Here is an 11,800-nt window from a genome sequence, read left to right as displayed (position 1 = left end):
TTTACTTGTGTATTGGACCTAACATTCATGCGTAACATAGGTAACGAGTGATGTAGCTGCATTTGACCGATGGACAAATATTTTTCGTAAAGTTGGGATTTTTAGGCTGCTCTTTTGTATAATAGGGTTTAGTTCAACTCGGGGAATCCCGAAATATGCCTAACAGGAAAGGGTGTACATAAATGAAATTTAGTGAGTATACGTATACACGTCCCGATCTGGAACAAATCAAAACGTCATTCCGTGAGCTTCTGAGTGGTTTTGAAGCCGCGACTACGGTTGAAGAGCAGAATGGATATATGGACAAGATTAACGCTTTGCGAAGTGACTTTGAGACTCAGGCACAATTGGTCTACATCCGTCATTCCATTGATACCAATGATACATTTTACAAAGAAGAAAATGAATTTCTGGATGAAAGCTCTCCAATCATTCAAGAATACATCACCGATTATTATCGGGCATTGGTAAACTCCAAATTTCGTGGTGAACTGGAACAAAAATGGGGTTCACAGCTGTTCCAGCTGGCGGATCTGTCCCTGAAAACATTCAGCCCTGAAATTATCGAGGACCTTCAGAAAGAGAACAAACTTTCCACGGAATACAACCAGCTGATTGCTTCGGCCAAAATTCCGTTTGAAGGTGAAGAACGCACATTGCCGCAGTTGCATCCTTTTGAGTTGTCCACGGATCGCTCCATGCGGGAACGTGCATCGGAAGCAAGATATACGTTCATGGCTGAACATGAGGCTGAATTCGATCGCATTTACGACGATTTGGTGAAAGTGCGTACGCAGATCGCGAAGAAGCTGGGATATCCAACATATGTGGAACTCGGTTATGACCGTATGAACCGTACGGATTACAACGCGGAGATGGTGTCCAATTTCAGAGCACAAGTCCGTGATTATATCGTGCCTGTTGCTACGAAGCTCAGAGAGCGTCAGCGCAGCCGGATTGATGTGGATACCCTCTATTTTTATGATCAGGGCTTCAGCTTTAAGACAGGTAACCCGACACCTAAAGGGGATGCCGACTGGATCATTGACAATGGTAAGAAAATGTACGCTGAATTGTCACCGGAAACGGATACGTTTTTCCAGATGATGACCGACAATGAATTGATGGATTTGGTGAGCAAAAAGGGCAAGCAGGGCGGGGGCTATTGCACCTTCCTGAACGATTACAAAGTGCCGTTTATTTTCTCCAACTTTAACGGTACATCAGGCGATATCGACGTGTTGACACACGAAGCGGGTCACGCGTTCCAGGTATATGAGAGTCGTCACTTCGAAGTACCTGAGTACAACTGGCCAACGTATGAATCCGCAGAGATCCATTCCATGAGCATGGAGTTCTTTACATGGCCGTGGATGGAATTGTTCTTCAAGGAAGATACGGACAAATACAAATTTGATCACCTGTCTTCCGGATTGCTCTTCATTCCTTATGGCGTAGCAGTCGATGAATTCCAGCATTTTGTCTATGCAAATCCGGATGCAACACCAGCGGAGCGCAAGCAGGCTTGGCGCAATATTGAGAAGACCTATCTGCCGCACATCAATTACAAAGATAACGCCTATTTGGAACAAGGCGGATTCTGGCACAAGCAGGGTCATATCTTCTCGTCGCCGTTCTATTACATTGACTACACACTGGCACAAATCTGTGCATTCCAGTTCTGGAAACGCAGTAACCAGGATATGAAGTCCGCATGGGCTGACTATCTGACATTGTGTAAAGCCGGAGGAAGCCTGTCCTTCACAGGATTGGTAGAACTGGCAGGTTTGAATTCTCCGTTTGAAGACGGCTGCGTATCCTCCGTCATCGGCGATATCGAAGCCTGGTTGGACGCAGTAGACGATAAAGCGTTGTAAGCGAAAAATAAAAATAAAGGTCGAAGAGGTGAAAGGGAACGAGGAAAAAAACTGACGTTACAGCATTCTGAGGCAGGGCGGATTTGAATGTTTTTTTCACCCACCCTATACAAAGAATGCGAGGTTATACCATGTTGGTTTTACTGGATCAACCGTCCCAAAGGAAGCAATTGACGCCCTTCATCTCGGGTACAAACGGGCATGTGGTTATGGGTGGAGTGCTTGCGAGACTTCAACGGGGGTGTGTCTATGCAGACCAACTTCATGCGCCGAAAAGCGCCCTGATTTGGGCCGAAAACGAAATGTTTTACCTGATCGGAAGATCGGATAATGAACAATTCAATAGCCTTGTTAGGGAGGTACTTGTTCAGGAGCTATTACCTGAAGCGTTAGATGCTGGCGAAGACATGCTGAATCTTGAAGTTTACCCCGAGCCCGGCTCAGATTGGACTCCCGTCCTGAATCACATGTTCAATGGGCGTTTGCGAGAAGGATTGCGAGTTCCTTTTCAATTCAATCTTGCGAAGTATGAACAGTGGCTGGAACGCAGTTCCAGCTCCTTGTTCGTTCCTCCGGGATATAATCTTCAAATTATCGATCGAGCTGTAATGCTGGAGGACAAAAGCTGTATCATTGAACAGGAAATTTTGAAATTCTGGCATTCGGTGGAGGACTTCTTCCGATACGGAGCAGGCACATGCACGGTATATGAAGGGCAGGTTGTAGGTACATGTATCTCTGTGTTTGTCAGTGGCATTCACCATGAAACAGGCATCAACACCTACGATCCGATACACCGTGGCAAGGGCCTGGCTACGGCCATGGCAAGCGCTTATGTGCAATCCGTTCTGGAACAGAATTGTGTTCCACACTGGACGACAGAGGATTTCCGTCATGATTCCATCGCGATAGCGGGTAAGCTTGGTTTCGATCAAGGCAGAGCTTATCCCGTCTATTACATGCCGATTCAGGAGCTTCTAAATTACTGAATATCTGTAGGGGCTGTCCCGAAGTCATGAAAATGACCAGGGATAGCCCCTGTTTTTCGATTCGAGTTATGAACCCTGTGAATCCAAGATCAACGTACCCTTTTTAATTCGAGCACAGATAAGCAAGTTACTGAAGAGCATTCATGATTATTGGATAATTCTTAGATAATTCCGTGCAAATGAAACATTTATCAACTTGGTTGTGATTTATTTCACTATATCTGAAAACGGATTCAGTTACAATAAAGACAGTAAATCAGGGGTAACAGGAGGCTGGTTCAGATGGCAACACACGCTTATTATGTTCCGCCCGTGAACTTGATGGGCAGAGGATGTTTACACGAAGCAGGCAAGATGATTGAGAATATGGGTATTCACAAAGCGCTTGTCGTAACTGATCGTCGATTGATTTCTTCCGGCATTGCTGAACAAGTGCTGTCTATACTAAGAAAATCAGGGTTAGACTATGTGGTATATGATGAGGTTCAGCCCAATCCCACCTGTCAGAATGTACATGACGGACTTCAGGTATTTCAGGATCATGGCTGTGACGCCATTATATCGATAGGCGGAGGTTCACCTCAGGATGCTGCCAAAGGGATCGGCATTGTAGCAACTAACGGTGGACATATCCGTGCTTATGAAGGCTTGCATCAATCGAAACACAAGTCCGTGCCGCTTGTTGCCATTAACACAACGGCTGGCACGTCCAGTGAGGTGACCATGAACTACGTGATTACAGATGAGGAACGCAAGGTGAAAATGGTGATGGTGGATCGAAACAGTCTCGTTGACTTGTCGGTGAATGACCCGGAACTGATGCTGAGCAAGCCAGCCAATCTTACAGCGGCCACGGGCATGGATGCATTGACCCATGCGGTGGAAGCCATGGTGACGCCTGGCGGGTTCACGGTGACGAGTGCTACAGCGGCTGCTGCCGTTGAGCTGATCTTTGAATATTTGCCCAGAGCGGTCAGGGATGGTAGTGATCTGGAAGCAAGAGAGCATATGACGTATGCGTGTTTTCTTGGCGGGATTGCTTTTAACAATGCAGGCTTGGGCTATGTACATGCGATGGCCCATCAACTTGGTGGAGTCTATGACCTTCCGCATGGGGTATGTAACGCGATGTTGCTCCCTTATGTAGAGGAATTGAATGCAAAGCATGTGCCAGGTAAATTCCGTCATATTGCCAAAGCAATCGGTATGGATGTAAAAGGAAAACGGGATGAGGAGTGCTCGGAGTACGTGATCGAAGCCATTCGTCAGCTTTCCAAGGAGGTAGGCATTCCTGAGAAACTGTCAGAATTGGGTGTGAAAGACCCTGATGTTGAATTGCTGGCGGATAATGCCATGAAAGATGCCTGTGCACCGGGCAATCCGTATCAACCTTCCAGGGATGAAGTGATGGAGCTATTCCGCAAAATCATATAAAGTTAAGAACAAAGAGAGAGCCAGAATATATTCTGGCTTTTTTGGTGTGTCACGTGCTTCTGAGCCTTATAAATACGGATTCATTTCCTTCATTGGATAAAATAGTTTTATCTCGCAATAGTCATTATTTTTTGTTTGACAGAGGGGGTGCTTTAATCCATAATCAATCCATACTAAACACATAAGCTTTATTGGAAGGGGAGAGTCAGTCATGTCACAGTTTAAATCATCAACGAGAAAGTCATTATGGGTAGGAGCGTTAGCCGTTCTATTATTGGTAATCGTTAGCGGTTGCTCCGGATCGACCAATGATCCTGCTCCCAATGCAGCAGCCCAGCCAGGTACGAGCCAAGGTACGGATGAAAATTCAAAGACGGACGAGACTGCAACGGGGGGGACTTTTGTATATGGTCGGCCGGCTTCCGTAACCTCGTTTGATTTGCATAATCAGATTACATCGAACAATGCTTTTGCCATTGATAAAGTATTTGAACCTTTGGTTGCTTTTGACAACAAGGGCGAGATTGTGGACTGGCTTGCCAAGTCGCATAACATCAGTGATGACGGTTTGACGTATACGTTTGTGTTGCGTGATGGCTTGAAGTTCTCCAACGGCACAGATGTTACGGCTGAGGATGCCGTATTCTCGCTGGAGCGCCATTTGAAGGTGGGTGGCCCATTGGCAATATCGGCCAAGGTAGACACTGTCAAAGCAACGGATAGCCATACATTGGTGATTACGCTTAAAGAGCCGTATACGCCATTTATCTCTGAGCTTTCCAACTTCTCGAACGGTATTATTCCGAACAATTTTGGCGGAGTTACCGAGGAAGAATTTTTTAAGAAGCCGGTAGGTACAGGACCGTTCGTGGTTGAACAGTGGGACCCTGCAGGCGATGTGACCTTTACGAAGAACACTCACTACTGGCAAGAAGGAAAGCCATCGGTTGATAAGCTGGTTTACAAGCTGATAGAAGATGACAGCCAAGCAATCAACCAGTTGAAGGCGGGAGAAGTAGATGCGATTGAGTCGCTGGCTCTGCAAAATGCTGATGAAATCAAAAATGGCGCGGATACAACCGTTGTAACCAACGGCAGCTGGGTGACAGAGCAATTGTTCTTTAATACGTTGGATAAGCATTTTTCCGATGTGCATGTTCGCCGGGCATTGGCTCTGGCACTTGATCGTGACGGTCTGACTAAGGCGCTTACCTTTGGTTACGCACAGACTGCTAATTCATTGCTGCCTACAACGATTCCTTACAATTCGAATGATACTCTCAAGGCATTAAATTTTGATGTAAATGCAGCCAAAGCGGAACTTGCTAAATCGGCCTTCCCTGATGGATTTACTACAAAACTGCTTGTAGCTTCAGGCAACAGCACTAGAGCGCAAGAAGCGCAAATCATTCAGGCAGCGGGGAAACAAATTGGCATTAATATCGAGATTGAATCGATTGAACTGGCTACCTTCCGTGAACGATTCTTTGCTTATGATTTCGCAGCGATGCTGAACAGTGGGCAAGCCGATTCTCCAGAAGCGAACTCAATCGTTGCGTTCCAGACTGACCCTGATGGCTTCAGCAAATCTTACTGGACGCATTACACCAATGATAAAGTAACCAAGCTTCTGTATAAAGGTCAACAAACACCGGACGGCGATGGCCGTGCCGAAATATACTCCAAATTGCTTCAAACGCTTGCCGATGAAGTGCCTTACATTCCACTTTATTATCCGGATATTCTGATTGGCGTTCGTTCTTCAGTAGATGGCATTGTTGTTTTGCCTAATGGCAGTGTGCGTTTTGAAGACGTTCGTATTCAGAAATGAATAAGTTCTGGTTGATCAGTACTGTGGGAAGAGCGTTGGCAGTGATCCTTTGTGTGATGACAGCAGTCTTTTTTCTCATCAGAATGGTACCAGGAGATCCTGCTAAAATGATTCTTGGCGAGTACAGCACCCCCGAGGCCGTGGAGAGCATGCACCATGCTCTCGGGCTGGATCTGCCGCTGGGGGAACAATTCATAAGGTTTGTGAAGACACTGTTCACTCAGGGGGATACCGGCAACTCCATTATTAACGGAACCTCCACTAGAGAATTAATTGCTGATCGTGCACCCGTTACCTTGCTGCTCATTGGCATGGCATGTGCATTGTCAATTGTCATTGCACTCGTGCTTGCTACATTGGCCGCTACACACAAGGATAAGCTGCTGGATCATTTGATACGTATTTTTCCTACGGTAACGCTAGGTATGCCAATCTTCTGGGTTGGCATCCTTTTGATTCTGCTGCTGAGTGTTCATCTTCACTGGTTTCCCGTTGGTGGAGTTGGCGAAGGGTGGTGGGGCACCTTATACAGTTTGACACTTCCCGCCATTACCGTAGCTTTTTCACAGATTCCAACATTGGTTCGTTCATTGAGAGCCCAGATGCTTGAAGTACTGGAATCTGATTTTGTAGTTACATTGAAGGCTGCGAGATTACCGAGCCGGGTCATTCTATTCAAACATGTCCTGCGCAATGCGGCGCTACCGACGCTGATCCTTCTTGGCGTTAATATTTCTTATCTCATTGGCGGCACATTGGTCGTTGAACAGGTATTTGGTATCAAAGGAATTGGCAGTCTTTTGTTTAGTTCCATTTCCAAACGGGATTTCCCGGTCATTCAAGGCATAGCCCTTTACTGTGCTGTATCTGTCGTGATCATCAGTCTCCTGATAGAGCTTCTTTCCAGGTGGCTTGATCCCAGAACGAAAGGAAAACCATGAAAACGATACGAACTGAACCTCAGTTATATGAAGACAGCCAAAACACCAGTCTCATGAATCGTATATTGAAAACTCCTTCCCTGCTTGTGGGAAGTGTGATGTTTGCCGTGCTGATCATCTTGACTGTAATCATACCGTGGATTAGTCCTTATGACCCTTCGGAGCAAAATTTGAGTGCCTTTTTGCAACCTCCGTCTGCTGAACATTGGTTGGGCACAGACCAACTGGGACGTGATTTGTTCACTAGACTGATTTATGCCGCGCGAACCGATTTGAGCATTATGGTGCTAGCGGAAATTGTACCTTTTTGCATGGGCGTATTTCTAGGGATGCTCGCAGGGTATTACGGAAAATGGACTGATAAGATCATATCGTTGGTCACCGATACATTTATCGCTTTCCCTTTTTATCTCATCGTCATTATCGTGGCTTTTGCCAGTGGAGCAGGTGAGCGGGGGATTTATATTACGTTTATGCTCGTTGGCTGGATTGTCTTTGCCCGTGTCGTCAGGGGGCTGAGTGCATCGTACCGCAAGCAGGAATGGATCGCATCCGCACAGACGTTGGGCTTGCCGGGAATACGGATTATCCTTCGTCATCTCCTGCCCAATGTATTACCTCAGGCGATCGTTGTCCTCATGACGGATATGGTGGGGCTGCTGGTGGCGATTGTTACGCTTGGATACCTGGGCATTGGCATCGCACCACCGACCCCGGATTGGGGCACGATGATCTCGGATGGACAATCCTTTATCACGACAGCCTGGTGGCTCTCGGCAGTTCCGGGATTTGCAGTCGTTTACACGGGAATTGCTTTGTCGCTTGTCGGTGATGGATTGGCCGATGTATGGAGGAAAAAATAATGTCCACTGAACCGATTCTTGAAGTCAAGGCACTATCTCTGTCAACCAAGTCAAATCAAAAATTAGTTCAAGATGTACATTTCTCGCTTGGGCGAGGGGAGAGCCTGGGATTAGTAGGTGAATCCGGCTCCGGTAAATCACTAACTCTTCGTTCCATTCTGGGACTGTTACCAAGCGGTGTGGAGCAGACGGGTGGAACCATTCGGAGTGATGTTAACAGCGCCATGGTGTTTCAAGACCCGAGAGGTGCGCTCGATCCGCTCTGTCCCGTTGTTAAACAGCTGGCGGAAGTTGTCTATTACAGGCAAAAGTTAAGCAGGAAGGCCTCCAGGGTAGCAGCGCTGGAATTACTTGAACTGTTGGGGCTTCCCGACTCATTGAAGCGTGAGGATCGATACCCTAGCCAGCTGTCAGGTGGGCAGTGTCAGCGGGTAGTCATTGCATTGGCTCTGGCGTGCGAGCCAGGCATTCTGCTCTGTGATGAGCCAACAACGGCACTGGACGTTACTGTGCAGCGTCAAATTATAGAAACGATCCAACGTTTGCAGCGTGAACTGGGATTCGCCATGGTGTTTGTAACACATAATCTGGCGATTGCAGCGACGCTGTGCTCGAAGCTGTGCGTGATGAAGCAAGGGCGGATCGTGGAGCACGGGGATTCGCTTGGCCTTTTGCAAAACCCGCAAGATCCTTACACCGAGATGCTTATTAACTCGGTGCTTCCTTTACCGAAGCTAGAAGGGAGCGAATAACTATGGAACTAGCTTTGCAGGTTCAGAATGTTACGGTTCAATATGGTGACTTTACTGCGCTGGATAACATCACACTAAATCTTCAGAGGCATACCACGCTTGGTCTTGTTGGTGAGTCCGGTTCGGGCAAATCTACCCTTGCGAGAGTCATTGCCGGGTTAATTACGCCAGATGAGGGGCAGATTTTGCTGGGAGATCAGCAATTAAAGAAGAAGAGAAGTCGTGAGCAGTATAAAAGCATACAGATGATTTTCCAAAATCCGGATGCTTCACTGAATCCCAAACATTCCATTCGGCAGATTCTTGCTGAAGCGCTGTTGTTTCATCGCATTGTAGACCGTTCACAGGTGGAGAAAAGATCGAGAGATCTCTTGGCCCGTGTTCAGTTGGAAAGCAGGGCACTGGACAAGTATCCGCATGAATTCTCCGGCGGTCAGCGCCAACGGATCGCCATTGCACGCGCTTTAAGCGTAGAGCCGAGTCTGCTAATTGCGGATGAGCCGACAAGTGCACTGGATGTTTCTGTGCAGCGGAGTGTGCTCGATTTGTTCAATTCACTTAAGAGGGAACTTAATCTTACGTTTCTGTTCATTTCTCATGATCTTGGAGTTATCCATGCCATTAGCGATACGGTAGCAGTCATGCGGCAGGGTCAGCTGGTGGAGATTAGTCCCAAAGATCAATTCTTCACACGACCTGAAACGGCATACAGCCGAGAGCTGCTGTCCGCAGTTCCAAAGATGCCGAAATCAAGTTCTATAGGAGGTTTATATGAGCCAACAATATAAAGGAAACATACCCCTTACCCTGTCGGAATACGATACACTTACGCAATTGCTCTCCAACCTTTTGAATACAAAGTATCCTCCGGTGATCATCCCGGGTGAGGCCATCTTGGGCATAGAGGCCGTGGCAGCTGGAATATCTGCACCGGGTCGTACGATAGTTAATGTCGTAACAGGGCCTTATGGCAGTTTGTTTGGTCAGTGGCTTGAACGTGGAGGGGCAACGGTTATTGAAGTCAAAGTTCCTTTTGATGAAGTTGTACCTGTGGAGAAGGTAGCTGCTGCGATTGAAAAGTATCAACCGTCCGCACTATCCTTTGTTCAAGCAGAGGTGGTTACAGGTGGATCGAATCCCGCAGAAGAAATCATAAAGATTGCGCGTGCCCATAACCTGATTACGGTGAGCGACTCTGTATCAGCGATTGGGGGAGAGCCTCTGCCGGTCGATGAATGGGGTGTTGATTTTGTAGCTGTGGGTGCACAAAAAGCCCTGGCTGGGCCTAACGGCATCAGCGCAGTAAGCATTTCGCCGCGTGGATGGGAATTTCTCGAATCCAATGCACATGCACCGCGCAACTCCATCCTGTCTTTGCTTGATCTGAAGCCACCAGGCGATGGGGCTGCACCCGTCCGCGTTCCTCCCAACATTCCAACGCTGGAAGCCAGAGCACTGATTTTGGCTTTGACAGCTATTGAGTCTGAAGGCTTGGAGCAGGTGATCAAGCGTCATGAACAGGCTGCGTTATCTGCTATAGCGGGAATTCAGGCCCTGGGTCTGGAGCCTTGGCAAAAAGATAACAGAACATATTCGACTCTCACAACCACGGTTCGAATTTCCGGGGAGAAGAAGTTGCATATCGATCAGCCGATTGGCATCGTTGCTCCGGGGGATGGAGAACTTTTTGGTCAGCTTCTGCGAATTAATCATTTTGGAGTTAATGCGTCCTTGGCAGGAGTGGAAGAAGCTGTTGCGACCATTGCGGCATTATTAAATGAGGACCATGAGCAAGCAGTCCAGGCTGTTCGCCTCGTTTGGGGGAAATGAATATGACCCAGGTAAAACCGGAAGAGCAAAGCTTCAAACATATCTTTATAGCAGGCATTAAAGGCAAACGGTTCGATATCTCGATTCAGAATGGCCGGTTTGCATCTGTTACAGAATCCGTGCCGCAGAATGATAACGCATCGCTTCCGGGTACAGATATATGGATAAGTCCCGGAGTTATTGATCTTCATACACATCTGGCCTGGACAGACTTTGACCATGCGGATCAATTAAAGCGTGACAGCCATGAGATCGAAGTGATGCAGGCGCAAGCTTTTGCAGCCACCCTCCGGACGGGAGTAACTACGGCTCGTGATGCAGGTGGAATGCTGCCAAGCACCGCTCGGCATCTCGCTCAGCACTATCAACACCCCTTAAGAGTTGAAACCAGCAGTGAAATGCTGGGAGCGGCAGATGCCCGTGGTGTGAAGCATCTAGAACAACGGCTGAACGGAATTTTTGATACAGGCGCAGGATGGGTTAAAATCATGGCGACAGGTGGACTGGGAGCCCCTACGGAACAAGTGCTCGATCCTGTATTTTCGGAGGAAGAGTTCGCATTCATCGTTCGACATGCCCATGCCAACCATAAAAAGGTGCTGGTTCATACCTGGGGTGGAGTGACGATAGACTGGTCTATTCAGGCCGGGGTGGAATCGGTGGAACATGGAATGTTCTTATCAGAGGATCAGGCGGGCAGGCTTGCGCAGTCCCGAACGGCATTTGTGCCCACCACATCGATATATCGTATTGCCGCAGATCCAAAAGGCGTGCTGGCGTTGCCTACTGTTATCAGTGATCGTGCTGCACGCGCTGCGGAAGCTCATTCTACAGCCATCGGATATGCCAAAAGAGCAGGAGTTCGTTTCGGTTTCGGTACCGATTACGCCACACCTTCACTGCATGGCTATAATCTGCAAGAGCTGGATACGCTGATCGATTATGGCCTGACCCGGGCAGAGGCGTGGCAATCTGCGACGTCAAACGCTGCTGATATTCTGGGTCGTGGCAACGAATTGGGACAGATTGGGGAAGGCTATATTGCCGATGCTATTATTTTCAATGCCGATCCGTATCAAACGAAAAATGCAGATCAGTTGCGAAAGAGCATCGTGTCCGTAATTATTGGAGCGCAGAAACCATAACTTGGTTTCTGCGTTTTTTCTTTCTCGTGAATGCAGTGAGCGCTATGTTGCTTTCGAAGGAGCAGGTTGTCTGGCGAATATTAAGCGATAATTAAATCCCCAAAAGTTTTCCAAAAGGATTTTGCAGACTCATCAGCG

The 11,800-nt window shown here is 47.6% G+C and carries 10 protein-coding genes; all 10 read left to right on the top strand.

What is annotated here, in order from left to right:
* Nucleotides 1-182: 182 nt before the first annotated feature.
* The 10 genes from gpAD87_RS13725 (at nt 183) to gpAD87_RS13680 (ending at nt 11,662) form a co-directional block, all read left to right on the top strand.
* Entirely contained in the window at nt 183-1,877 is a 1,695-nt protein-coding gene (locus gpAD87_RS13725) for a M3 family oligoendopeptidase (protein WP_064638880.1), read from the top strand.
* 131 nt (nt 1,878-2,008) lie between these two features.
* A complete protein-coding gene (locus gpAD87_RS13720) occupies nt 2,009-2,866 on the top strand; it encodes a GNAT family N-acetyltransferase (protein WP_064638879.1) in 858 nt (285 codons plus the stop codon).
* Between the two features lie 282 nt (nt 2,867-3,148).
* Nucleotides 3,149-4,300 carry an iron-containing alcohol dehydrogenase gene (locus tag gpAD87_RS13715; RefSeq protein ID WP_064638878.1) on the top strand — a complete coding sequence of 384 codons (1,152 nt, stop codon included), beginning with the start codon at nt 3,149-3,151 and terminating at the stop codon, nt 4,298-4,300.
* A gap of 211 nt (nt 4,301-4,511) precedes the next feature.
* Nucleotides 4,512-6,131, top strand: a complete 1,620-nt coding sequence (locus gpAD87_RS13710) for an ABC transporter substrate-binding protein (RefSeq protein WP_064638877.1) — start codon at nt 4,512-4,514, stop codon at nt 6,129-6,131.
* Nucleotides 6,128-7,072, top strand: coding sequence for an ABC transporter permease (locus tag gpAD87_RS13705; protein WP_231952554.1), 945 nt, complete (start codon nt 6,128-6,130; stop codon nt 7,070-7,072). The genes gpAD87_RS13710 and gpAD87_RS13705 overlap by 4 nt, the downstream gene beginning before the upstream one ends.
* Nucleotides 7,069-7,935 (top strand): ABC transporter permease, encoded by an 867-nt coding sequence (locus gpAD87_RS13700; protein ID WP_157258462.1) that lies wholly within the window; start codon nt 7,069-7,071, stop codon nt 7,933-7,935. The genes gpAD87_RS13705 and gpAD87_RS13700 overlap by 4 nt, the downstream gene beginning before the upstream one ends.
* Nucleotides 7,935-8,687, top strand: a complete 753-nt coding sequence (locus tag gpAD87_RS13695) for an ABC transporter ATP-binding protein (protein WP_064638876.1) — start codon at nt 7,935-7,937, stop codon at nt 8,685-8,687. The genes gpAD87_RS13700 and gpAD87_RS13695 overlap by 1 nt, the downstream gene beginning before the upstream one ends.
* Before the next feature lie 2 nt (nt 8,688-8,689).
* A complete protein-coding gene (locus tag gpAD87_RS13690) occupies nt 8,690-9,475 on the top strand; it encodes an ABC transporter ATP-binding protein (RefSeq protein ID WP_063563380.1) in 786 nt (261 codons plus the stop codon).
* Nucleotides 9,459-10,517, top strand: a complete 1,059-nt coding sequence (locus tag gpAD87_RS13685; protein WP_064638875.1) for a pyridoxal-phosphate-dependent aminotransferase family protein — start codon at nt 9,459-9,461, stop codon at nt 10,515-10,517. The genes gpAD87_RS13690 and gpAD87_RS13685 overlap by 17 nt, the downstream gene beginning before the upstream one ends.
* A gap of 2 nt (nt 10,518-10,519) precedes the next feature.
* Nucleotides 10,520-11,662: an amidohydrolase family protein gene (locus gpAD87_RS13680; protein ID WP_064638874.1), complete on the top strand. Its 1,143-nt coding sequence runs from the start codon at nt 10,520-10,522 to the stop codon at nt 11,660-11,662.
* The last annotated feature ends 138 nt before the right edge of the window (nt 11,663-11,800 follow it).

Origin of the sequence: Paenibacillus sp. AD87, assembly GCF_001659845.1 — a bacterium.
Lineage (GTDB): Bacteria > Bacillota > Bacilli > Paenibacillales > Paenibacillaceae > Paenibacillus > Paenibacillus marchantiae.
Note: the sequence above shows the minus strand (reverse complement) of the source record. Positions and strands in the feature narration are given on the sequence as shown.